This is a genomic window from Exiguobacterium sp. s189, assembly GCF_018617615.1.
GTDB classification, from domain to species: domain Bacteria; phylum Bacillota; class Bacilli; order Exiguobacteriales; family Exiguobacteriaceae; genus Exiguobacterium; species Exiguobacterium aestuarii_A.
This window is the reverse complement of record NZ_JACSKM010000002.1, coordinates 128778-154946: the sequence shown is the minus strand read 5'-3', so window position 1 is coordinate 154946 and position 26169 is coordinate 128778. Positions and strand designations below refer to the sequence as shown.

Below are 26169 nucleotides of genomic sequence, written 5' to 3'. Positions count from 1 at the left end.
GAAGTGCGACATGGATGCACATCAATTGATTCAATTATTCGAACAAAGTCCGGTCGTTATTCCGCGTAAACTGTTCACTGACGCTAGGCGGCTCGACTTATCGCCTGTCGAGTTCAGTCTCATCGTCCATCTTCTTGAAATGACGGGGGAAGGCATCGTCATGCCGCTCCCGAGCGAGTTAGGAAAACGGTTGAACGTCTCTGAGAATGAGGCGCGCTCTGTGTTACTCGGCTTGTTGCAGAAAGAATTGATTGCCATTGACGCGTCAGGGAATAGCGAGCGATATAGTCTATTACCGTTATTTGAGGCGTTACAAGGAGAAGAAAAAATCGCACCGCAACAGACGCTGAATGAAAATATCATCCATACGTTCGAACGAGAATTTGGGACGATCACTCCGTTTGAGATTGAACAAATCGTCGGGTGGATGACGGAAGATAATTTCAGCGAAGAACTGATCATGGCCGCGTTACGCGAAGCGAAACTTCGGAATGTTCGAAACTTCAAATACATGGATAAAATCTTACGCGTCTGGCAGGACCATCAAGTCGAGACGCTTGAGGATGTCGTGGAATATCAACGGAGGAATAAATGATGTTGACGAAAGTCCAGTTAAAAGAAGTGTCTGATACGATGAGGCAAATGTTCCCGGATGCGCATTGCGAACTGACGCATCAAAACCCATTCGAATTAGTGGTCGCCGTGGCCCTCTCCGCCCAGGCGACGGATGCCCTCGTCAACAAGGTGACACCGGGCTTGTTTGAAGCGTTTCCGACAGTCGAAGCGATGGCTGCGGCAGACGTTTCAGAGATTGAGGCGTTGATCAAACGCATTGGATTGTATCGGAATAAAGCGAAGAACGTGAAGGCACTCTCTGAAAAAATCGTGAACGAGCATGGCGGCATCGTGCCGTCGGACCGGGCATCACTTGAGGCCCTTCCAGGTGTCGGTCGTAAAACGGCCAACGTCGTCCTGTCGGTCGCGTTCCATGAACCGGCCTTTGCGGTCGATACCCACGTCGAGCGGGTGTCGAAGCGTCTTGGCATTTGCCGCTGGAAAGATAACGTCCGTCAAGTCGAGGATACGTTGATGAAGAAGTTCCCACGCGAGGAGTGGTCACAACTCCATCATCAATTTATTTTCTTCGGACGCTATCATTGTAAAGCCCAGAGACCTGCCTGTGAGACGTGCCCGCTTCTTCATATGTGCCGGGAAGGAAAGAAACGAATGAAATCCGCGAAAGTCACGACATAAAAAATGCATCGGCACATGTGTGTCGATGCATTTTTGTGTTAATGGTTCCAAGGGTGGTCGCTCCACTCACGACGCTTTTTCGTAATGGGTACCTTTTTGAAGCCCCAGTTGCGGAAGTCTTGGTCCGGACTTTCTTTACGAATGTAAATTTTGTCCTTGATCGCTTTAAAGATTCGGTTCTCGTCCCCATAATGGACGAACCGTGGTTTTACCTCGATCACACCTCGACGAACACGTGAAAGTGGGAGACAGACAAGGTCAGCGATTTCTAAACCGGATTGATACATCGTGTTCTGCTTCTCAGAGAAGATGAACCCTTTGATTTTTTGACGACTCTTTTCGACATCGAGATGGACCGTGCCCGAGTTGAAAATATCGAAGAATGCTTTTTGAATGAGTAAGTTCTGGTAATCATCTCGTGATTCGAGAACGACGCGTGCACTGACCGCCTCTGTTTCCTCTAAGAACGCATAGAACGACTTCATCAAGTGGGCGAAGGCGACTACATACGGATCTTTTGGCGTCGAATAAAAGTCATGTAATTTTTGTTTATCGACTTCAACACTGACGATTGTACAATCGATTCCTCGTAAAAAATCAGGTAACTTGTCCCAAAAATCACGCAACATGTCGATCGTGATGCCATCTTCTTTCCCATAAGGATGCTCGGCTTTTAAAATTTCTTTTAAATGAAGCGGGATTTGCTCGGTTTTAAAAACATCTCGCTTGAACGCGTGAAGACGTCGCTTCAATTCACATGGCATTCCAGTCTCATCCGCATCGATTGAATATTTGTACTCCATCAGAACACCAGTCAAATTGAACTGCGTGTTTCCTTTCGGTGTACCTGTTTCGTCGACGAACATGACATACTTCTTTCCACTTTCCATCCAATCCCTCCAAAACGGCTTAACAGTAACGTCTTTAAGCATTCTATTTTATTTCCAGACGGCATTTCCAGCCGTCCATTGCACAGGTATTGCACACTTTTTTTAAGAATGACATCAATTAGGTTTATCGATGTACAATCTTGGTTAAACAGAAGAGGTGCTATTATCATAGAAAAACAATCAAGTCTTACGTGACGAGAGCTTTTCAATTTGGATACACAATCGCTTACATACTAGTTTAACATACGGGAGTTTGGTACGATATGTGTTGCGGTAAATCCACACAAGTGTCGACCGACAGAAGTCGACAATCAGACCTGAGACGGAAGGAACGAGTGGACCGACCTGTTAATATGTATGTATGGGGTGACGACATTGTTCCATTATCCAAACGGTAAAAAAGCAAAAGTGACAAAGACACCAAAGGAGGAAGGAATTTCGAAACAACCCTCGAATTCTCCAACCTATGCGAATCGCGGAATGAATTTGGAGACATTGTTGAATGAAACGAATGAATTTTATCGAATCCATCAACGAGCCGTCATTCATAAGAAACCGACACCGCTACAAATCGTCAAAGTCGACTACCCCAAACGAAGTGCAGCCAAAGTGACGGAAGCCTATTTCAAACAGGCATCCACGACTGACTATAATGGGGTGTATCGCGGCAGGTACATTGACTTTGAAGCGAAAGAAACGAATAATAAGACGTCGTTTCCGCTCGGCAACTTTCACGAGCACCAGATTGAACACATGCGCGAGTGCGAACGCCATGGAGGGATTTGTTTTGTCATCATCCGCTTTAGTCGCTATAATACGCAATATGTATTGACCACGGAACAACTTGTTCAGTGGTGGGAACAACGATTGACGGGACGCAAGTCAATTCCACTTCGTTTTATCGAAGAGGAAGCGATTGAAGTTCCGACGAGAGCCTTGCCGTCGATTGACTATTTGGCGGTGCTCGATCAATGGCTCGATTGAATAGAAGGAGTGAACCATGAATGGAGCGAAGTAGGGTCGCACGTCGACAAGATTCGACGACGAATAAACGCAAAAAAACTGGGAAACAACCAAAGACGAAGAGTAAAAAACCGATGTGGAAACGCATCTTTTTATTAGGTTTCTTATTATTTATTGCAGCAGTCATCGCGTTTGGAGCATATACCGTATATGCGATTGCAACGGCACCAGAGCTTGACGAAGAAAAACTCGTCGATACGTATCCGATTCAGCTAATCTCTGCTGAAGGTGAACCGCTCGAAGGAGCTGGTCAGATTCGGGAATACGTCTCCATCGACGATATTTCAGAAGTGATGCAACAAGCGGTCGTCTCGATTGAGGACCGTCGTTTCTATGAGCACAACGGAATCGACTTACGTCGGATCGGTGGCGCAGTCGTGGCCAACTTGACTGACGGTTTCGGTGCAGAAGGTGGGTCAACCATTACACAGCAGTTAGTGAAACAGTCGTTTCTTTCAACAGACAAGAAGTTGAAGCGTAAGCTTCAAGAGCAGTGGCTCGCGCTCAAACTTGAACGTGAGTATACGAAAGAACAGATTTTAGAGATGTATTTAAATAAAAACTACTATGGTAGTGGTGGATACGGTGTACAAACCGCATCGAAGCGCTACTTCAACAAGCCGGTCTCTGAGGTCAACTATCAAGAAGCGGCAATCCTTGCAGGTCTTCCGCAACGTCCAAGTGCATACGATCCAATCAATGGTGACCAAGAGTTGACGCGTTATCGCCAAGAACAAGTCTTGTCTGCGATGAAGCGAGACGGCCACATTTCGGAAGAACAGTATAACGAAGCGCTTGATGTTGCCATCGCTGACGTCATCTCACCTGGTGAAGAGACGGAAGAAGAGGCGTTCACACGTGCGATTTATTCACGTGTCCAAGCAGAGCTTGAGGAAGATTATGGTCTTGAACAATCAGACATCTATGGCACAGGTTTGAAAGTATACACGTCAATCAATAAAGAACTTCATACAAAGTTTAATAGTGACATTAAGTCTGATAATGTAAATATTCCTAATGGTGCCTTTCCATCAGATGAACTTCGTATGGGTGCAACCGTGCTGAATACGAAGACGGGTGAAATTGTTGCCATCATCGATAGTCAACAGGCGAAGCAAGCTGATAAATATTATATTGATTATTCAAATGAAAAATATCAGATTGGATCCACGGCAAAACCGTTCTTTGACTATGGACCAGGTATTGAAAATGGACAATGGTCAACAGGAAAAATGTTACTTGATGCAGCATTTCCAGAAGGAAAACCAAGGAACTACTACGACGGTTATCGCGGTATGAACACGATGCGTCAATATTTGAAGATTTCAGCGAACACGCCTGCAGTTCGTGCATTCCAAGAAGTGCGGGATGAGTACGGTCAAGAGGCAATTGAGTCGTTTGTAAAAAATGTTGGAATCAAACCTTCATATTCAGGCGATCAATTAAATGAGTCGAATGCACTTGGTACTGCTGAAGCAAGCACGACTCAGATGGCGGCAGCTTATGCTGCACTCGGTGCAAACGGGATGTATACAAAACCTCACTTGATTCAAAAAATTGAATTTAATGACGGTTCTAGTATCAACTCGCCAGTCAAGGCGAAGCAGGCGATGGAAGACTATACGGCCTACATGTTGACAGACATGTTGCGTGATGTTGTAAGTGCCGAAGGTGGAACGTATGAACCAGGTGCATTCCCATGGGATGTAGCTGGTAAAACCGGAACAACGAACAACGAACAATTCAAATGGTTTACAGGGTATTCAACCGATTACTCGATTTCAGTATGGACAGGTAAAGTTAATAAAGAAAGTAATAATAAACCGAACTACGCCCAATACTATTTCGAGTATATGATGCAACAGGTGACGAACGCGACGGGTCAACCTGATCGTTTCGAGCGTCCAGACTCTGTCTTGTCTCTCGGGAATGAACTTTATGTCAAAGGGACGAAGCCAAAAGATCTTCAACCTGAGAAATTGACTGCTCCAACAGGCGCAAGCGTCAACTATGATGAAGATTCACAAGCAGGATCTGTCTCGTGGTCATACGATTTTGATGGCGCACAAGCAGATGGCTACTCAGACATCTCATTCACCGTGACGCAACAGTCAGCCGAAGGCGGTGAACAAGTCGTCGGTACGACGGGAGAGACGAGTATCGATATCGCAAACTTGGCTGAAGGGGACACAACGTTTACCATCGTGGCCAAGGCGACAAACCCGTTGACGGGTGAACAGCAGTCTGCCCCGGCACAAGCGAGCTACTCGATTGAGCCGAAAGAAGAACCGCAGGAGGAAGAAGAAAATCCTTCTGGTGAAGAGAACAACGAAGACAACCCATCGGACGAGAACAACGGTAACGGGAACAATAGCGACAATGGTAACGGAAACGGCAACGGAAACGGAAACAATGAAGATACCACTGAGGAACAAAATCCTGATGAGCCAGCGACCGATGAAGGTACGGATGAAGGAACAGACCAACCGACGGATGGAGACGATGAAGGTGCTCCGCTAGAAGGTCAATCGAATAATGAATCGCCAGCCATGGAACGTGGGAACGGCAATTCGAATAACGGAAATAACTAAGGAAGGCAGGGCGACATTGTGCGCCCTGTTTTTCGTATGACTTTGTTATAATGAAAAGAAAGGGAACAGGATGGTGACACATGGTTCAACTCTCTTTAAAGCGAAAGATGAAAGTGTTATTTGTTATAGATCGACTGCAAGACGACGATTTCGGCGTACCGCTCAGTGGACATCTCGGACTAAAGCTTTCCCATCTGCTATTAAAAGAGTCGATTCCACTCGGACGTCTCATCCAAGATCAGACCGTCGCTGAAGCGATTGGACATTCTTACTTAAAACGAATCGGAGTCGAAACGATGTTCACGGGTGAAGAGTCTTATTATCCAGACTTACTTCGTGGCAACCGTCAACTGTTATCGACAGACGAGGATTATTATAAAACGGTGCAACGCTACGCCAAACATCTATTAGCGGTTCATTCGAAATGTACGAAGCTACATACGATTGTCTTATTCGGTCGATCGACGCAACGTCTGTTTTTAGACGCGCTCATCCGTCTCGAAGAAGAGAATGCGCACGTGGCTGATACGTTTCAACACATGACCATTTTAAAAATGCCCGCTGTATCGAGAATGATACGTGATGAACGGATTCAATCGATCCGACAAACCGTAGTCGAACTTGCACCTTCGAACTCATAAAAAAGAAGGTGAACTGATGCGGAAATCACGCTCCGTTGAAGAGATGATTCAAGAATTAAAAGAAGACCCGAGCTTTGCCAAAAACGTCCGTCACTGGCATACAGTCGATGCACGCCCGGCACAATATGCACCCATTCCAGAGCAAGTGCCGGAACAGTTGACGAACGTATTGAAAAGTCGGGGAATTGAGCAACTATACACGCACCAAGCTGAAGCCGTGAAACAAACGGCTGCCGGTCATTCGACCGTCATTGTAACTCCTACCGCATCAGGGAAAACACTGTGTTATAACTTACCGGTACTTTCAAAGATGATTGAAAAACCAACAGCACGAGCACTTTATCTATACCCGACAAAAGCGCTCGCCCAGGATCAAAATAGTGACTTGATGGAGATGGTCGAGGCACTTGAAGGGAATTTACGATGCTTCACATATGATGGGGATACGTCTCCCGCTGCCCGAACGAAAGTCAGGGATGCGGGGAATATCGTCATCACCAATCCGGATATGTTACATTCCGGTATTTTACCGCACCATACGAAATGGATTCGTCTATTTGAAAACTTAGAGTACATCGTCGTCGACGAGCTGCACACGTATCGTGGCGTGTTTGGCAGTCACGTGGCCAACGTATTTCGTCGTTTGAAACGAATTTGTGCCTATTATGGGAGTCACCCAAAATGGATTATGACTTCTGCGACGATTGCCAACCCGCGAGAACTCGCCGAATTATTGACGGAAGAGGAAGTCGTATTGATTGACCGAAATGGAGCGCCACAAGGGAAGAAACACCTCGTCTTCTACAATCCTCCTGTCGTCAATGAGGCGCTCGGAATCCGAAGAAGTGCAACGCTTGAGACGAAACGAATCGCATCGAAGCTTGTGGAAGCGAACATCCAGACCATCGTCTTCGCACGTTCGCGTGTCCGAGTCGAGGTGCTTCTGACGTATTTACAAGAACTGACACGACGAGAACTCGGACCAAAGTCAATCGTCGGGTATCGAGGCGGTTATCTTCCGTCTGAACGACGGGAGATTGAACGGCGCTTACGAAATGGCGAAATCAAAGCAGTCGTATCGACGAACGCGTTAGAACTCGGCGTCGACATTGGTCAATTGCAAGCATGTGTCCTCAATGGCTATCCTGGAACCGTCGCCTCACTCTGGCAACAAGCAGGTCGTGCCGGTCGTCGTCATTCCGAATCACTCGTCGTATTTGTCGCATCGTCTTCATCACTTGATCAGCTCGTCGTCGAACAGCCGGACATGATTTTAGACCGTTCGCCGGAAGCGGCACGTCTTGACCCGAACAACTTGATCATTTTAGTCGACCACATGAAGTGTGCCGCATTTGAGCTACCGTTTGAAAAAGGAGAGTGCTTCGGAACGGTCGACACGGAAGATATTTTAGATTTCCTGACAGACGCACAAGTTCTACATGAACGGGCAAATAAATACTATTGGATGACTGATTCATTCCCGGCACACGATATCTCCCTTCGCACGAGCGACCAAGAGAATGTCGTCATCGTCGACCAAACTGCGAAGCATCAAGTGATCGGTGAAATGGATACGTTCAGCGCGATGACTTTGTTACACGATGAAGCCATTTATTTACACGGAGCTGAACAGTATCAGGTCGAGAAATTAGACTTTGAAGAGAAGAAGGCGTTCGTCCGTCGTGTCGATGTCGACTACTATACGGATGCGAATCTGGCAGTAGAATTAAAAGTGCTCGAAGAGAACAAAACGGATGGTGCAAAAACGTTTGGTGAAGTGTCGGTCATTGCGATGGCCACGCTCTTCAAAAAAATCAAATTTGGGACGCATGAGAATATCGGGTCAGGCCCGATTCATCTTCCGGAGCGAGAACTGCATACGACAGCGACATGGTTCACATTGGATGAGCGCTTTGCTTATTCGGAGGCAGATCTCGAAGATCAACTCGAAGCGGTCAGTGACTTATTCAGACGGCTTGCCCCACTCTATCTCATGTGTGATACGCTCGATTTATTTACAACCATTCAAATGAAGTCGACTCATACGAATAAACCGACCGTTTATTTATATGACCGCTATCCTGGTGGCATCGGCCTCAGTGAGGCACTCTATAAAGATGCAGATATGGTGCTCGAAGCAGCAGAGCGGACGGTATCAGACTGTCCATGTGAGAGCGGATGCCCTCGCTGTGTCGGAATGATTGGATACGGAGACTTCAAGCATCAGGTCATCCGTCAGTTACAAGCTTTGAAAGGATCGTTATGAAAGCAAAATTATCAAGATTGATTAAAACGAAAGAACCTGTCGAACGCCCGCGCGTCACTTCACCTGATGAATTGGAACAACAGAAATGGATTGAACAAGGTGGAGAAATTTTAACGTTCGAAGGAGAATGGTGTGTCCGAATCCGAAACACCTATCCGCTTGATGAGATTTATCACGACTATGCGTTCGGAGACGCTAGACGAATGATGCAGAAAACGGAACATCCGTTTTTTGCGGTCGACTTAAAACCGGATCAAGTCTTGTTTATGGATACAGAGACGACCGGATTACGTGGGTCCGGGACGTCGATTTTCTTGATTGGATTTGCACGGGTTCGTGCGGAACAGCTTGAAATGATTCAGTATGTCTTGCCTCATCCTGCCTTTGAGACTGCTTTTTACTATCATTTTCTACAGGACATCGGGGATGAGGTACGGTTCGTCACCTATAATGGAAAGTCTTTTGACTGGCCACAAATCAAAACGAGACATACGTTTGTCAAATCACGGGTAAAAGCATTGCCTTCCGTCGGTCATGTCGATCTATTGCATGCGGCAAGACGGTTGTTGAAACCGAGGTTAGAATCGGTGTCGCTCAAAGCGGTCGAAACGTATTTCGGTCACGGACGGACGGACGATCTACCTGGATTTTTAGCTCCAATGCATTATTTTCAGTACGTCAAAGAGCGCAACCCTGAGATTCTCATGCCGGTCCTTGAGCACCATCATGCGGATTGTTTGAGCCTCGTCTCTCTTTACACGCGACTCAGTCAACTCGTCATGACTCCTGAGACCGATTTCGGAGAAGAGCGTGCGCATTGGTTGCATGACCTAGGGGAGCAGGAGCAGGCGCTTAAAGAATTCGAACAGCTATCTGACCCTTCGAAGCGAGCGGTCATGCGGCAAGCGCTCTTATTGAAACGAACAGGTCGTATGGAGCAAGCAATCCCGCTCTTTGAATCGTTGCATACGATTGAAGGGTATGTGGAGCTCGCCAAATACGCAGAGCATAAACAGAAGGACGTGGCACTCGCAATCGATTACACGGAACGAGCGATCGAATTGCTCGAGCAAAAGCGCACCGTTTTACGTCAAACCGTTAATCGCGAGAAGGCCGAGCTCGAACATCGGCTTGCCCGTCTAGAAAGGAAGCAATCATGAAAGTTGTAGCCGTCACAGGATATCGTCCCCATGAACTTGGGATTTTCAAAGCGAACCATCCGGGGATCGACATCATTCAAGAAGCTTACCGAAAAAAAATCCTGGAAGTCATTGAATTAGGTGCTGAATGGTTCATCTTTAGTGGAATGAACGGTTGTGAATTATGGGCCGGACAAGTATTGTTAGAGTTAAGAGAAACATATCCGATTAAAATTGCGGTATTTCCTCCGTTCTTAAATATGGATGAACGCTATAAACCGTTCGAACAAGAATTATTTGTTCAACTTCAACTCGAAGCAGATTTCTTTGAACCGTTGACGCAACGTCCATATGAGGATCCGAGTCAATTACGCGCAAAAACTGCATTCTTTTTAGATAAAGCAGAAGGATTGATTACCTTGTATGACGAAGAAACGGAGGGAAGTCCCCGTTTTCTAGTCGAAGGGGCTCGGCGAAAGCCGAATATGGAGGTCTTTCTCATCACACAGGAAGATTTACGTGTCATTGAGGAAGAAAAACAATGGGAACAACAATGGGAGTGATACAATGCAAACCGAATTAACGGCAGAGGCAATTTATAAACAAGAATTTAAAACGGCATTACGAGGCTACTCGCAAGAAGAAGTCGATCAATTTTTAGACGTAGTCATTCGCGATTATGAAAAGATGGCGAAAGAAATCGAACGGCTTCAGAAAGAAAATGATTCATTGCGCCGCGAATCGACACCAGTGGCAGAACCTACAAAACCGGCGCAACCCGTTGCGTCGAACTATGATATGTTGCGTCGCATTTCAAATCTTGAAAAAGCAGTCTTCGGAAAGCAAGTGGGACCAAGCGAATAAGGACTAGGGGGTGGAGTGAATGTTGCAAGTGTTAACGGCTACGGAGAAACAACCCGTTAAACAACAAACAAGAAAGCTGTTTCGAACGAAAGAAGAAGTGATGAAAGCACCGACAAGCTATACAGATCGTCTCGTCGAAAACATCAGGCATACCTGTCGATTTGATTGGATGATGATTGAACAAGTCGAGTTTGGCGAGGATCTTGTACATTACGTGCTCGTCGGACCGAAAGGTGTATTCTTAATTCAATTAAATCGAACTCCAGCCCCTGTCCATTTGACGAACCGCGAGTGTCGGACGGAGACGTCTATGGGATGGAAGCACATCTATCCACATCCTGTCACGGAGCTAGAGCGAATGACGAAACAAGTGCGGACACGGTTGAAGAAAGAGTGTGGACAAGCGATTCCTGTCTATTCCTTCTTGATCTTCCCGGAGACGGAACAGTTGAAGCTCAAGCGGGTCAAAGCCAATTGTGGGGACTCTTTCACGCTCGTCAATCAGGTCATCAGCAAAACAAATCTTGAGACGTTGACGGAGCCACTTGTTAAACAGGTTGCCTACTATTGTTCTGAACGACAAGTACATAAATAAGAAGAAGGCCAAATATTGGATTTGGCCTTCTTCTTATTTTAAGAGTTCTCTTGCCTTTGCCGCATCATCTCGATGAACGAACAGTGCGACACGGTCGTCTAAGTTTTTCGCGAGCGGCTTTAATAACTTTCCGGTCGGAAGTCCTTGCTCGATGCGACAGGTGATTCCCTGTTCTGTCAGGTAATGATAGTCACCTAGAAGTTCTTCCCCTTGTTTCCCGAACGCTTCACCGAAGCGAATCCATTTTAAGTTCCGAATCGTCCGAATCGTCACTAAAATGACGAACAAGATGGCAAGTACAATGATGAATAATGTTTCCAACGCATTCAACCCCTTCTTTACACAAGTTTAATAGGGTGGCGAGTTGAAAGCAATACGAACTGAACGTTATACTAAAATGGAAAAGAGGGGATTATATGAAAAAACCGATTCAATCAAGACGAGAGGCTATCTCGCTTCTTGAAAATCAACAAGTTCTCTATATTCGCATTCACAACGGGCGAACGGGCATGATCAAGTCGACAGAGGAAGGGATTATCGTTGCCATCCCGAATGAAGAGACTGACAAGATTGACTTTCGCAAGCTAGAAGATATCGAAGCGTTCGAAGCATTCTATGACTTGACGCTCTCAAAACCAGGTATTCTGTATGTAAATGTTGAAGAGTAAATGACATGGAGAGCTTCACCAATTCGGTGAGGCTCTCCATTTATAAACTTTTAAGATGATGGAAGCCAGACGGCCAACTTCTCTTGCAGCGGTTTTAGACGGACGTGATGTTGCTTGTGCAATAAATAACCGTCCGGACGAATGACTAAAATACCACGTTTCATAAACAGGGACTTGGCGAGTTCATTCCCTTGGTCGAAAAATGGACGACTCGTCTTCGACAAGGTGATGGTCTGAATGAACGGATGATGCTGATTTAAGTACTCATAGATTGACGTCAAATCACGTTTGCCATCGTCGAAAACAAGTACTTGGAAACGACCGTCGGCAATCTCTGAAATCTTCGTCCGGAACCCATCATCTGTTCGTAAAATTTCCGTCTCTGGGAAAATCTTCCCTTCTGCGACGCGACGAAACGGCATGCGTAGCGTTTTTGGATAGGATAGATGAAGTTGAGAGATCCGTTCCGTGATTTTTTGATTGACAAGATTGACGCGAGTGAAGACATCAGCTCCGATTGCTTGGAACGGTAATAGCATCGGCAACGTCGTCTGGAGCATCACAGTCGCGACATTTGTCGTCTGAAGTACATTTTTGGCAACATGTTCACGTTCATTCCGATACGTTGAGACGACTTGATGCGGTGCCCCCGTCTTCAAATGGAGCCATAGTTTCCAGCCCAAGTTGAATGCATCTGCAATCCCGGTATTCATTCCTTGTCCCCCGACCGGTGAATTGATATGGGCGGCATCACCCATTAGAATGACGCGATTATGGATGAACGTATCGACCATCCGGTTATGAACCCGAAAGAGCGAGAACCATTCGACATTGTGTATGTGAACGGGCATATGACTACGTTGCTCCACGAATTGTTGAAGGTCTGATTCGACAAACGACTCATCGGTCCGTAGGTTTCCTGTGATTCGAATCGTTTCATCCGTGAGTGGAAATACTTCGAGCACCCCTTGGTCTGAGAAGAAAATGTGAACCTCTTCGCGAGAAATCGGCCAATCGGCTTTCAAATCTGCCAATACCCACGCCTCTTTGAACGACTTTCCACTGAATGGGAGGGCGAGCATTCGACGAATCGAACTATTTGCACCATCAGCAGCAACGACATATTTGGCTTCGACCGAACGATGAGTTCCGCCTTCGGCAGTCAAATGAGCAATCGTGCGTGAAGGATATTGTGTGATGGAAGAGAGTGATTCTCCGCGCTTCACCGAGTGACCATGTTTTTTTAAAGCATTTTCTAAAATTTCTTCTGTTTCATTTTGACGAAGTAATGTCACGAACGGATAAGGAGTGACAAGTTTTGAAAACTCCAACTTTGCCGTCCATTGACCTGAGAAGTAGAGATTCCCTCGTTCAATCGTCCGGGCCCGTTCGAGCACTTCTTGAGCGACATCCAAACGAGAAAACACTTCGATTGTCCGCGGTTGGATTCCGATGGCTCGAGAATTATCCGACGGGGTCGTTTTTCGATCGATGATTTGAAATGATACGCCATATCTGGCTAAGGTGAGGCCGAGTGTTAGGCCGGTCGGTCCGGCTCCAACGATTAGTACATCCACTTGTTCGTCCAAAGTGATCAACTCCTATCATTAATAATGATATTTCCGACATTGGCAGCGATTAAACGAAAAGTGGGGTATAGAACGGTATAGGAAATTCGATGACGGAAGGTGAGTGAACAGCGTGCAGCCATGGATCAAGGAAAAGCAAATTCGAGATAGCTTTACAATGGAAGAAGATTATGAGCAGACGGCAGCGGTTTTGATACCGCTCGTTGAAATAGAGAATGAATGGCACGTCGTCTTTGAAGTACGTGCTCATACGATGCGACAGCAACCTGGAGAGATTTCATTTCCCGGTGGACGACTTGAAAAAGGGGAGACGCCTGTCGAAGCAGCGGTTCGAGAAACGTGTGAGGAGCTCGAGCTTGACTCCAATCAAGTCGAAGTCATCGGTAAATTGAGACCGCTCGCCACGCCCCATCGACAATTGATTTATCCCTTTGTAGGCATGTTGTCGGAGTTACCGACCGTAAAAGAGACAGATGAGGTCGATCATTTGTTTACGGTACCAGTATCCACCTTGCTCATGATTGACCCGTTTCATGGGGAGATGGAATGGACAATGAACCCAGATCAAAATATTCCGTTAGACCGATTGGCGAATGCTAAAGCGTACAAAAAACGGGTAATTAAAATGAGAGAACCTTTTTATGAACATGAGGACTACATCATTTGGGGACTAACTGGAAAATTTTTGACACAATTTATCCAACGTATAAAAGAAAACGTATTCAAACCAACATAATTTCGTTATAATGATAGAAACAAATTTAGATTGGAAGTGAATGGGTGTGTCTGAAGAATTCCTCGTAGGTGATATCGTGAAGTCGACTCGTGAAGGATGGGTCGCAGAAGTGACCGCCGTACTGACCAATACTGTAATCGGAGACGTATCGATTATGGAAGAGTTCCAACAGCTTGGACTCGAGTTTGAAAAACAAGTTTTACTAAAATCAGAATTAGAATTGATTGAACGCGCCAGCTGACCTTTTTTCCGAAAGGGATGATTCAAGTGTCCATTGACAAAAAAGTACGTGAATGGCAAGAGGCGGGTTTGTTAGATGAAGCGACCGGTAAAAGACTAGTCGACTATGAACATAAACAACGGGCGGCTAGTGAGCAACATGATCACAAGCCGCCTGTTTTAGTCATTGTCGGTTCAATTTTACTGGCACTCAGTCTATTCAGCTTCGTCGCAGCCAATTGGCAGGCGATTCCCGACCTTTTGAAGATTGGATTATTTCTCATTTTTATGGTGGGGTTTTATGTGTTTGCCGAACGGGTCAGATTGAAAACCCCAAGGTACGTGACATTATTACGAGTACTAGGATTCGTCTTTTTTGTAGCGACCATGGCGGTCATCTTTACAACGTATAATCTGTCCGGACAGTTGACGTTTCTATTTTGGATTCTGTTCACAATGGCAGTCCTTCACCGAATCCTATATAAACACATCATCTTTTCCGTGATTTCCGCTATCACCGCATTTATGGCCGTAACGAACAGTTTCGAAAGTCTCGGATTGACGTTGATCGGATTTGCACTCATCGTGACTTGGGTATGGTTCCATTTTGTAGAGGAATCGTTAGACCGAACGTTCGCTTGGCTTACCTTTTATGGCATTCTTAATATCTTTGGACAATATGTCGACTATGAAGGTAGACTATGGCCACTTTGGTCTCTTGTTATTCTACATGTGCTGCTTCTCATTTATCGAAAACAAGCTGCATGGCAAGCTGTATATTTGTTCGTCGCAGCCATCCTCTCCATCGGTTATTTAGTGAACGTCACGGAAAGCTGGCTCTCTCAAAGACCGCCTTCGATTATAGAGGCTACGCTTTTATCCATTGCGCTCGTTTCCGTCTACTTGATTCATCGTCGGAGCGATTTGATGTGGGTAAGTTTGCTCGCAGTCATCCCGTTCGCGTTGTTCGAGGACTCTGGTGTTCTTTTGGCGGTATTAATTGAAGTGATTGCATTGGCTTATCTCGTTCGTCAAGACATGACGAGACAACGAACCATCTTTGCCTTCATCTATTTCTTAGTCGTCCAGATGACGATTTATTTCATTTACGTTTGGGACCGTCTCGATATATCTCTCTTCTTCTTGATTGGTGCACTGATCGTCTTTGCTTTGTCACTCGGATTATGGTGGCGTAATCGTACGAGAAGGGATGTGACGACATGAAACGGTTGTCTACGTGGATCATTCCTGCCGTCCAAGTCATGATTGCGATTTTATTTGTCATTCTTGTTTATGCCATCTCGTGGGTGGGAGAGACATACACGTTCAAGGGTACCTCGTTCGAACCGTATGATCCGTACTTTGGGGACTCGATTTATCTGGAGTACGATGAATTCGAAGGACGCCAAAATGTGGAGACGGGAACTGTTTACGTCTCGTTCGAACAAGGGGAAGATGGTTTTGCTGTCATCGACCGAGTTGAGTCAAAACCGTTTTTCGGAGGAGTACGCGCGAACTATTATGACCGTAACCTTTATATAGAAGAAATGGGGTCGTATCGTGTTCCTCTAGATGAAGTGGATAGGGTCGAGGGTGAAAAATCGTTCACAGTCGAAGTCGATGTTGCACCGTGGGGGATGCTCAGATTGCATGATTTAAAGCCAATTGAATAAGTAAATCGCATGACAGGAAGATTACAGGTTTGTTACAAGACTTATTGTAACGAATCTGTAATTTTTTTGTGAAACCTAGTAATGGCAACGTTTTTTGCAATTGTTACAATCTGTAACCACTTTTTAAGTCATATGTCAGGAATGTTTCACTTCGTTAAAATGGCTACTCGAATGTGACGGGTCGTGGTAAATTAACATCTGTTCGTTACATAACGAGAAAGGTGATGACCTTACTACGATGAAATTCATTAAATATATGATTCTATTTGGAACCGCGATGATGGGGATGTTCACATTTGTCGATCAAGCAGATGCTGCTCAGATCGGAATCGGGACAGAACAGAAGATCGTCCAAAATCCTCTTGAACTTGAACGACAAGCGATTGAAGAAGAACGACAAAAAGAAATCGCTCGCCAAAAGAAAATTGCTGAAGAAAAACGCATCGCTGAAGAGAAACGTTTAGAAGCAGAACGTCTCGCTGCAGAAAAAGCGAAAGCAGAAGCGGAAGCAGAGAAAGCAAGACTTGCTAAACTCGAAGCAGAGCGTAAAGCGGAAGAAGCGCGTAAAGAAGAAGAACGTGCGGCAGCACAACAAGCAGCTGCTTCTTCGAGCAAGAAGACCACGGCAACACCGGTTTCTACGTCGGCCAATAAGAAAGTTATTACAGTCGAATCGACAGCATACTCAAATGATGTGGCTGACAACAAGGCGTATGGCGGTCGTGTCTTAACGGCAACCGGTCATGATGTCACAGATTCAATTTATTATAATGGGATGCGAATTATCGCCGTCGATCCGGCCATTATTCCATTAGGTTCTAAAGTCCATATTCAAGGTGTCGGTGATGCGATTGCCCTTGACACAGGCGGTAGAATCAAAGGACATATCGTCGATTTACTCGTCGATTCGAAACAGGATGCCATCCAGTGGGGGCGTCGACATATTCAAGTTACGCTTTATTAATGATGAGGTTCTCCGGAAGGAGAGCCTTTTTTTGTTTAACAAAGCAGAAAATAGGGCAAAATACTATTTGAATTTCCATTTTGGAAATAGTCGAGGAGGGATCAGGTTGATTGAGTTTCGTGATGTGTCAAAACGTTATGAGGACGGGACGTTAGCCGTCAAAGAATTAAGCTTAACAGTAGAAAAGGGAGAAATATTTGTATTGATCGGACCTTCCGGTTGTGGAAAGACTACTACAATGAAAATGGTGAATCGCTTAATTGACCATACGGATGGAAAGATTCTAATCGATGGAAAAGAAATCTACCAGTTCAATATTTTCGAATTGCGTCGTAACATTGGTTACGTGCTCCAACAAATTGCTTTATTCCCCCATTTGACAGTGGAAGAAAACATTTCTGTCGTACCTGAACTATTGAAATGGAAAAAAGAACGAACAAAAGACCGGGTGACGGAATTGATGAAAATTGCCGGTCTCGATCCAAAACTACGTTCGAAGAAGCCTTCGGAACTATCTGGGGGTCAACAGCAACGCGTCGGTGTATTGCGCGCCTTAGCGGCAGATCCGGATGTCATCCTCATGGATGAACCTTTCTCTGCACTTGACCCGATTAGCCGTGGCCAATTGCAAGATGACATCAAACGATTAAATGACGAACTCGGGAAGACGATTCTGTTTGTCACACACGACATGCAAGAGGCGATGAAGCTCGGGGATCGTATTGCGTTAATGCGTGATGGAGAACTTATGCTAGTCGGAACACCAGAAGAAATCTTGGCGAGTGAAGACCCGTTCGTCTTAGAATTTACACAACGTGGAAGAGGTGAGCTGGATGCTTGAGACGTTCCAAAATAGACAAGGACAGCTTGTCGAGGCACTGATTGAGCACTTACAGCTCTCTGTCGTATCGCTTTTGATTGCCGTCTTAATTGCCGTACCATTGGGAATCTGGCTGACGCGTCGCAAGAAAATCGCTGAAACCGCCATTGGTGTCACTGCGATTATTCAAACGATTCCGTCGCTTGCCTTGCTTGGATTGATGATTCCGCTCGTCGGGATCGGGGCATTACCTGCCATCATTGCGCTTGTTTTATATGCGCTCCTACCGATTTTACGAAACACATTCACTGGTTTGAATGAAGTGGACAAATCATTACTTGAAGCAGCTCGAGCTTGTGGGATGAAACCGAATCAAAGTTTGATGAAAGTCGAACTTCCGCTCGCCCTACCTGTTATCATGGCAGGTATCCGTACAGCTATGGTCCTCATCGTCGGTACGGCGACACTTGCCGCACTCGTCGGGGCAGGCGGACTCGGTACGCTGATCTTGCTCGGGATTAACCGTAACGATAATTACTTAATTCTACTGGGTGCCATCCCGGCCGCCATTTTAGCTCTCCTGTTTGACTTCTTGTTACGTCAGATGGAAGGTGCGACAGCGACCCGTAATAAGACGAAATTGATTGCAGTCTCTACTGTACTCGCACTCATCATCATCACACCGCTCGCATTTGGTCGCTCGCAAGAGACAGACCTTGTCGTAGCTGGGAAACTCGGTCCAGAGCCAGAAATTCTTATGAATATGTATAAGTTATTGATTGAAGAAGAAACAGATTTGACTGTATCGGTGAAGCCGAACTTTGGGGAGACGACATTTGTATGGGGCGCACTCCAATCTGGTGATGTTGACATTTATCCAGAATTCACCGGAACGGCACTCGCGAGTCTCGTCAAGGAGACGCCAGAATCAAACGATGCCCGTGAAGTCTATGAACAAGCTAGAGAGGCGCTTGCCGAAGACGGGTACGTCATGCTCGAACCGATGCAGTTCAACAATACGTATGCACTCGCAATCCCACGTGACTATGCCGAGGCAGAAGGTATTTCGGCCATCTCAGATTTACGAAACGTTCAGTCAGATATTAAAGCAGGCTTTACACTTGAATTCACCGACCGTGAAGACGGATATCCAGGACTTCAAAACGAGTACGGATTTGATTTCCCATCCGTCGTCTCGATGGAGCAAAAATTACGCTATCGTGCCATTTCACGAGGCGATGTCAATTTAGTAGACGCTTATGCAACGGATCCTGATATCGCCGAGAACGACCTTGTCGTTCTAGAAGACGATCGACAGTTCTTCCCGCCATACCAAGGGGCACCGCTCTTGAAAGAAGAGACGCTTGAAGAGTATCCAGAAATTGAGGATGCACTCAATCAGCTCGCAGGTAAAATCACAGACGAACAAATGTCTGAATTGAACCGTCGTGTCGCGTACGGAAATGAACGCGCCTATGATGTAGCGAAAGACTTCTTAGAACAGGAAGGGTTATTATGAGAGCATTGATTATTTCGAATCCGAAGTCTGGTACGAGCGAAACGATGCTCGGGGAAGTCATCGGAACGATTGAATCGCTCTACGAAGAAATCATCATCAAGAAGACACAAGAAATCGGGGACGCACTTCGATTTGCAAAAGAAAGTGGATCGTTCGACCATCTGATTGTCATCGGGGGAGACGGTACACTCAATGAAGTAGTCAATGGGTTGATGACGTTAGACCTTGAGGAGCGACCGACAGTAGGAATCATTCCTGCAGGGACGTGTAATGACTTCGCACGAGCGCTCGAACTTCCCATTCAACCAACACAAGCCGCGAGCATCATCAAATCGAACCATGAGCAACATGTGGACGTGATTCAAGTAGATGAGATGTATGCCCTCAATTTCGTTGGAGTCGGATTGATTGCAGATACCTCACGCCAAATCGACCCGGATGAGAAAGAATCTTTAGGTTCAATCGGCTACTTTTTGGCAACTATCCGCCAATTTCGTGAAGCTGACCCGTTTCAGATTCGCTTACGTCGAGGAGATGAACTTCTTTACGATGGAGACGTCAGCTTCTTATATGTAGGGAACGGGAGTTATCTCGGAACCGTACCGACGAAATTGGAGACGCAATCGTTTTCAGATGGCATGTTAGAAGTTGTTCACAGTTCGTCAATTGGATTTCCGATGATCCGACAATTGTTGGCCCAGCAGCTCGGTCTCGATCAAAAATCAGAGGAGTGGAATCACTTTCAAATTTCATATGTCGAAGTTGAGTTGAATGAGCCACAAGTTATCGATATCGACGGTGAACATTTTGAAACAGATCACTTAGCAATCCAGATTCGAGAGCGGGCTCTCACATTTTTAACGCCATAAAGCATCAACAGAGAAAAGTATTCAGACTTTTCTCTGTTTTTATGTTGTCCTGACCCTTGAACCGTGTTAGTATTTCACTATTATTATGAAAATGAAATGAAAAACAGGAAGTAGGGGTAATCATGGCGCAAAACTCATTCGCCTCAAAAATTGGATTCATTCTAGCTGCCGCAGGGTCGGCAATCGGTTTAGGGGCGATATGGAAATTTCCATATGTCACTGGAACTAGTGGGGGCGGTGCCTTTTTACTCATGTTTTTGACGTTCACATTATTACTTGGTCTGCCATTATTGATTGGTGAATTCATCGTTGGACGTTCAACTCAAAAGACGGCACTTCTTGCCTTCAAACAATTAGGGCATGGTCGTTGGAGTATTATCGGTTATTTAGGAGTCATCGCATGTTTCTTGTTGCTTTCCTTCTATAGTGTTATTGGAGGATGGGTCCTCATTTATATCGGTCTCGGTTTGAGTGGGACATTAAGTGGGCGTACAGCTGACGAGTTCGGAGATGTATTCGGAAATGTCGTGTCAACACCTGGCATCGCGGTGCTCGGACAATTCTTATTCTTATTGATCACGTTATTGATTGTCTTACGCGGGGTCGAAGCAGGGATTGAACGGATGAGCAAGATCTTAATGCCGCTCTTGTTCATCAGCTTCATCGTACTCGTCGTCCGTTCATTGACACTCGACGGAGCGATGGAAGGAGTTCGCTTCTTCTTACAACCTGACTTCTCTGCATTGACGGGTGAATCGGTACTATTTGCCCTAGGACAAGCCTTCTTCTCCTTATCGTTAGGGGTAGCAGCGATGTTGACATATGCGTCTTATATTAAGACGAAAGGGACGTTGAATCGTTCTGCGAATATGATTGTTCTATTGAACATCACGGTTTCACTCTTAGCCGGACTTGCCATTTTCCCGGCAGTCTTCGCTTCAGGACTTGATCCGGCTGAAGGTCCGGCGTTACTGTTCGTCGTATTACCAGCTGTCTTTAACCAAGTACCACTTGGCGGGTTCTTTATGGTGTTGTTCTTCCTCTTATTCGCGTTCGCATCAATCACGTCGTCAATCGCGATGTTAGAAGTTGTTGTCGCGGGTGTGACAGATCGGTTGAACGAAAAGAAATCGACTTGGACGAAAAAGCAAGTAACCGTAACGACAGCCATTCTCGTGTTCGTCGTAGGCGTTCCATCTGCATTGTCATTCGGACTATTGAGTGATTTACAGATTTGGAATGGGCGTACGTTCTTCGATACAATGGATTACCTCGTCAGCTATATTTTGATGCCGGTCGGGGCGCTCTTGACATCGATTTTTGTCGGATACGTCGTCGATCAACGTATTTTGAAAGATGAGATTCAAACGTCAGAACCGGGTAAGAAGCTTTATCCGATCTGGCATGCGCTCATTCGCTACGTCATTCCTGTGACAGTAGCCATTGTTATGGTATCAACGTGGGTCACAACATAATAGACAAACCGTAGGCTTAAAGGTCTACGGTTTTTTTCATAGCACAACGGGAAAGAAGTCGATATAGGTACTCGTTTTTACACCTGTGGACGGAGGGAACAGCGAATTTTATTATGCTAAAATGATAGGGATGACGAAACTTTTTTTGATAGGTTTCGTAATGTACAATAGAAGTAACATGAGATGAGGTGAAAAGAATGAAAACATGGATGAAATGGGCCCTGACAGGGGCAGTCATATACTTTGCCATCAACGTATTCGATTTCTCCTGGTTATTCATTATAGTAGGGGCGCTCGTCTTGAATGAAGTCTGGTCGACGAACAAGCGCAAAAACCGTCAACGAACACCGACAATGGTCGCAAAGCGTGCCAAGAAAAAACTGTTGCTCGATGAGGACGAACCTTTCTCAGGTTCAAGAATCCTCAAGCCGATTGAGGAACCCGTCCCGGCGCGTCAATTCGAGGCGACGGACGATCTAGAACTTCAATTTTTGCAACGGACGATTGAACAAGGGTATGAGAAGCTACAACAGATTGACCGCGTCCTTCCTGAAATCAAAGATGTGGAAGTAAGGCGTGAGATGAAAGCTGTCTCTAAAGAAGCACACGAATTGTTCGAAGAACTTTTCGAAAATCCACAAGACGCAAAACATGTTCGAGACTTGTTCACATTCTACTTAGATTCCCTCGTCTCGGTCGTCTTGAAATTTAAAGAACTTGAAGGAAAACGAGTCGTCATTCAAGAAGAGACTCGAGAGCAATTAATCACGAATATGCGACTAATTGTCGATAAATTTAAAGAACAACGCGGACGTCTTCTTGAAGATGACGCCGTAGACTTTGAACGCGAACTGATCATGATGGAGCGAGTCTTATCTGATCAGCCGGAAGGGAGAAAGAAACATGACTTCATCGAATGAAACGAACTGGCAGTCATGGCCGGAAGAAGAGCTGACATCTGATACGAAAACGAAAACAGAAACAGAGGGGTTTAGTGACCCATCTGTGGAATGGTCATCTGTTTCACAACCTCACGAAGTACCTGCCATCCAAGCCAAACCAGACGTGCCTCAAGAGCACCGTGAGCGAATTACGCGATTGGCGGAGTCGATTGATATTAAAAAGACAGATTCGGTCATGTTGTTTGGCTCGAACGTTCAACGTGAACTCTCACAATTCTCTGACCAAATTCTGACGGAAGTTCGAATGAAAGATGGTGGGGATGCGGGGAAACTCTTGTCTGACTTAATGCAGAACGTCCGAAAAATGGACCCGGACATGCTTCAACCGGAGAAAAAGAGTTTTATGGACAACATCCCGCTCATCGGTCGTGCAAAGAAGAAAGCCGAAAACTATAAGCTTCAATTCGAAAAAATGAACGTCTATTTGGAAGAGGTCATCCATAACCTCGATCGTGCGAAGTTCGGTCTGATGAAAGACATCACGATGCTCGATCAAATGTATGATAAGAATAAGAGGTATTTTGAAGAGTTGAACGTCTATATCGCTGCGGGTGAAACGAAACTTGATCATGTACGTGAACATGAAATCGCGCCACTTCGTCAAGAAGTAGAAATTTCAAAAGATCAGTCTAAACTTCAACAGTTGAACGATATGATTCAATTGGCAGATCGTTTTGAGAAGAAGCTACATGATTTGAAATTGAGCCGTACCATCAGTCTGCAGATGGCGCCGCAAATCCGAGTCATCCAACAGAACAACCAAATCCTCGCTGAGAAAATCGAGTCAGCGGTCGTCAATACGATTCCGCTTTGGAAGAACCAAGTCGTTCTCGCGCTTAGTTTGACGCGTCAAAAGACGGCACTTCGCATGCAACAGGACGTGACGAAGACGACCAATCAGTTGCTTGAGCAGAACTCGAAGATGCTCAAAGACTCTTCGATTGAAATCGCTCAAGAAAATGAAAAAGGGATTGTCTCTGTGGAATCCCTTAAAGTCGCTCACGAGAATTTACTCTCGACACTTGATGAAACGTTACGCATTCAACAAGAAGGTAAACAAAAGCGTCGTGACGCCGAGCGTGAACTTGATCGGATGGAGCATGAGCTCAAAGAGAAAGTCATTGAGATTGCCTCAAAAAATAAAGAACTGCCAAAAGATACAGGATATTAAGAAGGGAAGTCTGAGCAATCAGACTTTCCTTTTCTACGAGGAGGGGCTTATATGGAGAAACAACGATTGTGGGACGAGACGTGGCTACTTTTCGCTGATATGATGGCAGAACGACATTCGAAGTGTGCATCGAAAAGCGTTGCCTGTGTCATCGTCAAAGATGAAAAACCGATTTCAATTGGTCTAAACGGTACACCTTCTGGTCATACGAACTGTAATGAGATTTATATCAAGCAAGAAGACGGCTTCTATAAGCATGCCGACTACGTTGCATCGTCGGATCTCGATATGATCAATGAGCCCGCTCGGCTCATCCGTGATGGTGTGACATATATCAAATGTACGGACCCGTATGATCATCATCACTGGTCGAAGCAACATGAGATTCATGCCGAAATCAATGCGATCGGAAAATTGGCTGCTGATTCGACGAATGCGTTCGGTGCAACGGCCTACGTCACTCATTCACCGTGTCATGCCTGCTCTCTTGCTCTGATTGCAGCGCGCGTCGCCCGCGTCGTTTATGCGGTCGGATATGAGCATGGTGATGGATTAGAATTAATGCGTGAGAGTGGGATCGAAGTGTTACATATGCCACTTGAAAAAATGTACAAAAATACATTGTAAACGTTTTCATTAGATGATATATTATTAATGTACTGCCAATGGTGTTTTACTCTTCCATTATTCGCCCCTCTTCGGAGGGGCCTTTTTTGTTGTTCAAAATGAAGTGAGACAAACTTTACACATAATGTTCAATATTTCACAATATACTCTCTAAAATCTCTTATATAATAAAAGTAGATTCAGGAGAGGGGAATTTGTTCATGGAAAAACACGTTCGCTTTACAGATGGTGCATATGAAGTAGAAGCGTTAATCACACTTGAAGAAGTATGGGAAGATAAATTTGCGATTGGCATGCATCAGGAATTGGCAGTCAAATCGTTGACCATCAATGGAAATGAAGTTTCTGAGATTAAGCATGTCCGTGCACTTCTTCGTTACTATCCGACACTCGGGGTGTCAGGCATTTTGTTAGCACTCGATAAGGCAGCCGCTGAAATCGTTGCTTTATCAAAAGATCAAGATCCTGCCCTTCAATATGTTGAACTTGTAGCCCTCCAAATGGATGAGGCAGCGACAAACGACTTGAAAACTTTATACGCAGCGATGTGATATTAATTGGGTGAACCATTTCACCCAATTTTTTGTTGCATCTATTCTTCGTTATGGTATGATATTTACAGATGAAGAAATGGAACGCCATATCGTTGTCAACCATAAGCATGGGGATCTAGATAGCTAGATCGCTGTCAAAAAGCCACGTTCATAGGAACGTGGCTTTTTTTTGTGCAATGATGTCGAATCCAGCGGCTACATCTTTAGCGAGGTGAGCATCTGATCCTAACGTGAAAGGGATATTCAATTGGCTCGCATATTTGGCGAGTCCTGCGACGTATGGCTCACCACAATCAGGCTTTCTAAGTCCGGCGGTATTAAAATCGAGACCGAATCCTCTGCCGGCAATCGCTCGCAAGAGACGTTCTTCCTCTTGTCTGACTGCTGAACGATCCCAGTCATAATTTTTTTGATATTTAATCGGTAAGTCGATGTGTCCAATCCGAGCGACTTGGATCGTTTCCCATGGAAAGCTAAGACTACGTTCAATCGAGTCATAATAAGCTTTCATCACGTTTTCAAATGAACCGAGCGCTTGAACGAGGTCGTCAAACGTTTCAGCAGAATAATCTATCGGCATATACACACCATCTACCAATAAAAAGTGTTGGGACAAGATGACTTCATCAAGAAGGGGAGCATATGGTTTTAACAAAGCAATTGTCTCTTCTTCTAGATGTGGTAACAAGTCGACTTCTAGTCCTACATTAATGTCAATGACCTCTTGATACTGACTTTTCATCTGATGCAACGTATTAAGGTAGTCAGGAAGGAGGTCAATCGACATCGCGGAGTCTTGATTCGGCACCGGATCGGTAAATGCCTGTGGGAACGGTGCGTGTTCTGTGAACGTCATCGTTTGCAGGTTTTTTTCAATCCCGACTTGAATATAGTGTTCAATCGGGTCTTTTGTACCGTGTGGACAATAAGGGGTATGCACATGACCATCATGGGTAAAGTTAAACATCTGTTACACGTCCTTTTCAGTTCAATTGGTTGACAGGTGTTTCTCTGTTTGATAAATTTAACACACTACTTTAGTTTGGTAAAGTGATAATAA

Annotated in this window: 27 protein-coding genes and 1 pseudogene; 24 read left to right on the top strand and 4 right to left on the bottom strand. The window is 45.3% G+C overall.

From position 1 onward, the window contains the following. Window positions 1-10: 10 nt before the first annotated feature. Together KNO99_RS03580 and nth are read left to right on the top strand one after the other, a co-directional pair. Entirely contained in the window at window positions 11-595 is a 585-nt protein-coding gene (locus tag KNO99_RS03580; RefSeq protein ID WP_074034606.1) for a DnaD domain-containing protein, read from the top strand. Beyond that, window positions 595-1254 carry an endonuclease III gene (gene nth, locus KNO99_RS03575; protein ID WP_214745340.1) on the top strand — a complete coding sequence of 220 codons (660 nt, stop codon included), beginning with the start codon at window positions 595-597 and terminating at the stop codon, window positions 1252-1254. The genes KNO99_RS03580 and nth overlap by 1 nt, the downstream gene beginning before the upstream one ends. Window positions 1255-1292: 38 nt before the next feature. On the opposite strand, the gene KNO99_RS03570 is transcribed toward nth, so the two are convergent. Next, a complete protein-coding gene (locus tag KNO99_RS03570) occupies window positions 1293-2144 on the bottom strand; it encodes a DUF3800 domain-containing protein (RefSeq protein WP_198930015.1) in 852 nt (283 codons plus the stop codon). 357 nt (window positions 2145-2501) lie between these two features. Between KNO99_RS03570 and recU the strand changes: the two genes are divergently transcribed. The 8 genes from recU to KNO99_RS03530 all read left to right on the top strand — a co-directional run bounded on the left by recU (window position 2502) and on the right by KNO99_RS03530 (window position 11263). Further along, window positions 2502-3128, top strand: coding sequence for a Holliday junction resolvase RecU (recU, locus tag KNO99_RS03565; protein ID WP_214745338.1), 627 nt, complete (start codon window positions 2502-2504; stop codon window positions 3126-3128). 20 nt (window positions 3129-3148) lie between these two features. Continuing rightward, window positions 3149-5758, top strand: a complete 2610-nt coding sequence (locus KNO99_RS03560; RefSeq protein ID WP_214745337.1) for a transglycosylase domain-containing protein — start codon at window positions 3149-3151, stop codon at window positions 5756-5758. Window positions 5759-5838: 80 nt separating this feature from the next. Then, window positions 5839-6399 carry a hypothetical protein gene (locus KNO99_RS03555; protein WP_214745335.1) on the top strand — a complete coding sequence of 187 codons (561 nt, stop codon included), beginning with the start codon at window positions 5839-5841 and terminating at the stop codon, window positions 6397-6399. Between the two features lie 16 nt (window positions 6400-6415). Further along, window positions 6416-8665, top strand: a complete 2250-nt coding sequence (locus KNO99_RS03550; protein WP_214745333.1) for a DEAD/DEAH box helicase — start codon at window positions 6416-6418, stop codon at window positions 8663-8665. Beyond that, the gene (locus tag KNO99_RS03545; protein WP_214745331.1) at window positions 8662-9825 is read left to right on the top strand and encodes a ribonuclease H-like domain-containing protein; all 1164 of its coding nucleotides are present in this window, start codon (window positions 8662-8664) and stop codon (window positions 9823-9825) included. The genes KNO99_RS03550 and KNO99_RS03545 overlap by 4 nt, the downstream gene beginning before the upstream one ends. Beyond that, complete coding sequence (locus tag KNO99_RS03540) at window positions 9822-10367, top strand: SLOG family protein (protein ID WP_214745329.1); 546 nt, start codon at window positions 9822-9824, stop codon at window positions 10365-10367. Before KNO99_RS03545 ends, KNO99_RS03540 begins: the two co-directional genes overlap by 4 nt. Before the next feature lie 4 nt (window positions 10368-10371). After that, window positions 10372-10668 carry a cell division regulator GpsB gene (gene gpsB / locus KNO99_RS03535; RefSeq protein WP_074034598.1) on the top strand — a complete coding sequence of 99 codons (297 nt, stop codon included), beginning with the start codon at window positions 10372-10374 and terminating at the stop codon, window positions 10666-10668. 19 nt (window positions 10669-10687) lie between these two features. After that, a complete protein-coding gene (locus tag KNO99_RS03530; protein ID WP_214745327.1) occupies window positions 10688-11263 on the top strand; it encodes an NERD domain-containing protein in 576 nt (191 codons plus the stop codon). A 33-nt stretch (window positions 11264-11296) separates the two neighbouring features. Here KNO99_RS03530 and KNO99_RS03525 read toward each other — a convergent pair whose 3' ends face one another. Continuing rightward, the gene (locus KNO99_RS03525) at window positions 11297-11584 is read right to left on the bottom strand and encodes a hypothetical protein (RefSeq protein WP_214691937.1); all 288 of its coding nucleotides are present in this window, start codon (window positions 11582-11584) and stop codon (window positions 11297-11299) included. Between the two features lie 95 nt (window positions 11585-11679). On the opposite strand from KNO99_RS03525, the gene KNO99_RS03520 reads away from it, so the two are divergent. Next, window positions 11680-11931, top strand: a complete 252-nt coding sequence (locus tag KNO99_RS03520; protein ID WP_214745325.1) for a hypothetical protein — start codon at window positions 11680-11682, stop codon at window positions 11929-11931. Between the two features lie 50 nt (window positions 11932-11981). On the opposite strand, the gene KNO99_RS03515 is transcribed toward KNO99_RS03520, so the two are convergent. Beyond that, window positions 11982-13520: an FAD-dependent monooxygenase gene (locus KNO99_RS03515; protein ID WP_214745323.1), complete on the bottom strand. Its 1539-nt coding sequence runs from the start codon at window positions 13518-13520 to the stop codon at window positions 11982-11984. A gap of 112 nt (window positions 13521-13632) precedes the next feature. On the opposite strand from KNO99_RS03515, the gene KNO99_RS03510 reads away from it, so the two are divergent. The 13 genes and pseudogenes from KNO99_RS03510 (at window position 13633) to KNO99_RS03450 (ending at window position 25106) form a co-directional block, all read left to right on the top strand. Beyond that, window positions 13633-14256, top strand: coding sequence for an NUDIX hydrolase (locus tag KNO99_RS03510; RefSeq protein ID WP_371743037.1), 624 nt, complete (start codon window positions 13633-13635; stop codon window positions 14254-14256). A gap of 40 nt (window positions 14257-14296) precedes the next feature. After that, complete coding sequence (locus KNO99_RS03505; RefSeq protein ID WP_012726121.1) at window positions 14297-14497, top strand: DUF2187 family protein; 201 nt, start codon at window positions 14297-14299, stop codon at window positions 14495-14497. 17 nt (window positions 14498-14514) lie between these two features. Next, window positions 14515-15699 carry a DUF2157 domain-containing protein gene (locus KNO99_RS03500; RefSeq protein ID WP_214745319.1) on the top strand — a complete coding sequence of 395 codons (1185 nt, stop codon included), beginning with the start codon at window positions 14515-14517 and terminating at the stop codon, window positions 15697-15699. Continuing rightward, complete coding sequence (locus KNO99_RS03495) at window positions 15696-16148, top strand: GDYXXLXY domain-containing protein (protein WP_214745317.1); 453 nt, start codon at window positions 15696-15698, stop codon at window positions 16146-16148. The genes KNO99_RS03500 and KNO99_RS03495 overlap by 4 nt, the downstream gene beginning before the upstream one ends. A gap of 238 nt (window positions 16149-16386) precedes the next feature. Continuing rightward, a complete protein-coding gene (locus KNO99_RS15445; RefSeq protein ID WP_305794022.1) occupies window positions 16387-17112 on the top strand; it encodes a 3D domain-containing protein in 726 nt (241 codons plus the stop codon). Between the two features lie 106 nt (window positions 17113-17218). After that, window positions 17219-17935, top strand: a pseudogene (locus KNO99_RS03485) (ABC transporter ATP-binding protein); the annotation flags it as partial. A 10-nt stretch (window positions 17936-17945) separates the two neighbouring features. Then, a complete protein-coding gene (locus tag KNO99_RS03480) occupies window positions 17946-19451 on the top strand; it encodes an ABC transporter permease/substrate-binding protein (RefSeq protein ID WP_214691955.1) in 1506 nt (501 codons plus the stop codon). Further along, complete coding sequence (locus tag KNO99_RS03475; RefSeq protein ID WP_214745315.1) at window positions 19448-20320, top strand: diacylglycerol/lipid kinase family protein; 873 nt, start codon at window positions 19448-19450, stop codon at window positions 20318-20320. Before KNO99_RS03480 ends, KNO99_RS03475 begins: the two co-directional genes overlap by 4 nt. 122 nt (window positions 20321-20442) lie before the next feature. Further along, a complete protein-coding gene (locus tag KNO99_RS03470) occupies window positions 20443-21795 on the top strand; it encodes a sodium-dependent transporter (RefSeq protein ID WP_214745313.1) in 1353 nt (450 codons plus the stop codon). Between the two features lie 197 nt (window positions 21796-21992). Then, the gene (locus tag KNO99_RS03465; protein ID WP_214691961.1) at window positions 21993-22715 is read left to right on the top strand and encodes a 5-bromo-4-chloroindolyl phosphate hydrolysis family protein; all 723 of its coding nucleotides are present in this window, start codon (window positions 21993-21995) and stop codon (window positions 22713-22715) included. Continuing rightward, window positions 22699-23928, top strand: coding sequence for a toxic anion resistance protein (locus tag KNO99_RS03460; protein WP_074034586.1), 1230 nt, complete (start codon window positions 22699-22701; stop codon window positions 23926-23928). Before KNO99_RS03465 ends, KNO99_RS03460 begins: the two co-directional genes overlap by 17 nt. A 51-nt stretch (window positions 23929-23979) precedes the next feature. Then, on the top strand, window positions 23980-24555 hold the full coding sequence (locus tag KNO99_RS03455) for a deoxycytidylate deaminase (RefSeq protein WP_214745311.1): 576 nt from the start codon (window positions 23980-23982) through the stop codon (window positions 24553-24555). A 200-nt stretch (window positions 24556-24755) separates the two neighbouring features. Next, window positions 24756-25106 carry a hypothetical protein gene (locus KNO99_RS03450; RefSeq protein ID WP_074034584.1) on the top strand — a complete coding sequence of 117 codons (351 nt, stop codon included), beginning with the start codon at window positions 24756-24758 and terminating at the stop codon, window positions 25104-25106. A gap of 151 nt (window positions 25107-25257) precedes the next feature. On the opposite strand, the gene hisJ is transcribed toward KNO99_RS03450, so the two are convergent. Continuing rightward, window positions 25258-26076 carry a histidinol-phosphatase HisJ gene (gene hisJ / locus KNO99_RS03445; protein WP_214745309.1) on the bottom strand — a complete coding sequence of 273 codons (819 nt, stop codon included), beginning with the start codon at window positions 26074-26076 and terminating at the stop codon, window positions 25258-25260. Between the last annotated feature and the right edge of the window lie 93 nt (window positions 26077-26169).

What these genes read in the sequence shown, in the direction of transcription:
- KNO99_RS03520 (WP_214745325.1), top strand. Translation starts at nt 11,680, where the DNA reads ATGAAAAAACCGATTCAATCAAGACGAGAGGCTATCTCGCTTCTTGAA.
- KNO99_RS03495 (WP_214745317.1), top strand. Translation starts at nt 15,696, where the DNA reads ATGAAACGGTTGTCTACGTGGATCATTCCTGCCGTCCAAGTCATGATT.
- KNO99_RS03505 (WP_012726121.1), top strand. Translation starts at nt 14,297, where the DNA reads ATGGGTGTGTCTGAAGAATTCCTCGTAGGTGATATCGTGAAGTCGACT.
- KNO99_RS03530 (WP_214745327.1), top strand. Translation starts at nt 10,688, where the DNA reads ATGTTGCAAGTGTTAACGGCTACGGAGAAACAACCCGTTAAACAACAA.
- KNO99_RS03580 (WP_074034606.1), top strand. Translation starts at nt 11, where the DNA reads ATGGATGCACATCAATTGATTCAATTATTCGAACAAAGTCCGGTCGTT.
- KNO99_RS03450 (WP_074034584.1), top strand. Translation starts at nt 24,756, where the DNA reads ATGGAAAAACACGTTCGCTTTACAGATGGTGCATATGAAGTAGAAGCG.
- KNO99_RS03500 (WP_214745319.1), top strand. Translation starts at nt 14,515, where the DNA reads ATGATTCAAGTGTCCATTGACAAAAAAGTACGTGAATGGCAAGAGGCG.
- KNO99_RS03560 (WP_214745337.1), top strand. Translation starts at nt 3,149, where the DNA reads ATGGAGCGAAGTAGGGTCGCACGTCGACAAGATTCGACGACGAATAAA.
- KNO99_RS03470 (WP_214745313.1), top strand. Translation starts at nt 20,443, where the DNA reads ATGGCGCAAAACTCATTCGCCTCAAAAATTGGATTCATTCTAGCTGCC.
- KNO99_RS15445 (WP_305794022.1), top strand. Translation starts at nt 16,387, where the DNA reads ATGAAATTCATTAAATATATGATTCTATTTGGAACCGCGATGATGGGG.
- recU (WP_214745338.1), top strand. Translation starts at nt 2,502, where the DNA reads ATGTATGGGGTGACGACATTGTTCCATTATCCAAACGGTAAAAAAGCA.
- KNO99_RS03540 (WP_214745329.1), top strand. Translation starts at nt 9,822, where the DNA reads ATGAAAGTTGTAGCCGTCACAGGATATCGTCCCCATGAACTTGGGATT.
- nth (WP_214745340.1), top strand. Translation starts at nt 595, where the DNA reads ATGTTGACGAAAGTCCAGTTAAAAGAAGTGTCTGATACGATGAGGCAA.
- gpsB (WP_074034598.1), top strand. Translation starts at nt 10,372, where the DNA reads ATGCAAACCGAATTAACGGCAGAGGCAATTTATAAACAAGAATTTAAA.
- KNO99_RS03475 (WP_214745315.1), top strand. Translation starts at nt 19,448, where the DNA reads ATGAGAGCATTGATTATTTCGAATCCGAAGTCTGGTACGAGCGAAACG.
- KNO99_RS03570 (WP_198930015.1), bottom strand. Translation starts at nt 2,144, where the DNA reads ATGGAAAGTGGAAAGAAGTATGTCATGTTCGTCGACGAAACAGGTACA.
- KNO99_RS03545 (WP_214745331.1), top strand. Translation starts at nt 8,662, where the DNA reads ATGAAAGCAAAATTATCAAGATTGATTAAAACGAAAGAACCTGTCGAA.
- KNO99_RS03460 (WP_074034586.1), top strand. Translation starts at nt 22,699, where the DNA reads ATGACTTCATCGAATGAAACGAACTGGCAGTCATGGCCGGAAGAAGAG.
- KNO99_RS03455 (WP_214745311.1), top strand. Translation starts at nt 23,980, where the DNA reads ATGGAGAAACAACGATTGTGGGACGAGACGTGGCTACTTTTCGCTGAT.
- KNO99_RS03550 (WP_214745333.1), top strand. Translation starts at nt 6,416, where the DNA reads ATGCGGAAATCACGCTCCGTTGAAGAGATGATTCAAGAATTAAAAGAA.
- KNO99_RS03465 (WP_214691961.1), top strand. Translation starts at nt 21,993, where the DNA reads ATGAAAACATGGATGAAATGGGCCCTGACAGGGGCAGTCATATACTTT.
- KNO99_RS03480 (WP_214691955.1), top strand. Translation starts at nt 17,946, where the DNA reads ATGCTTGAGACGTTCCAAAATAGACAAGGACAGCTTGTCGAGGCACTG.
- hisJ (WP_214745309.1), bottom strand. Translation starts at nt 26,076, where the DNA reads ATGTTTAACTTTACCCATGATGGTCATGTGCATACCCCTTATTGTCCA.
- KNO99_RS03555 (WP_214745335.1), top strand. Translation starts at nt 5,839, where the DNA reads ATGGTTCAACTCTCTTTAAAGCGAAAGATGAAAGTGTTATTTGTTATA.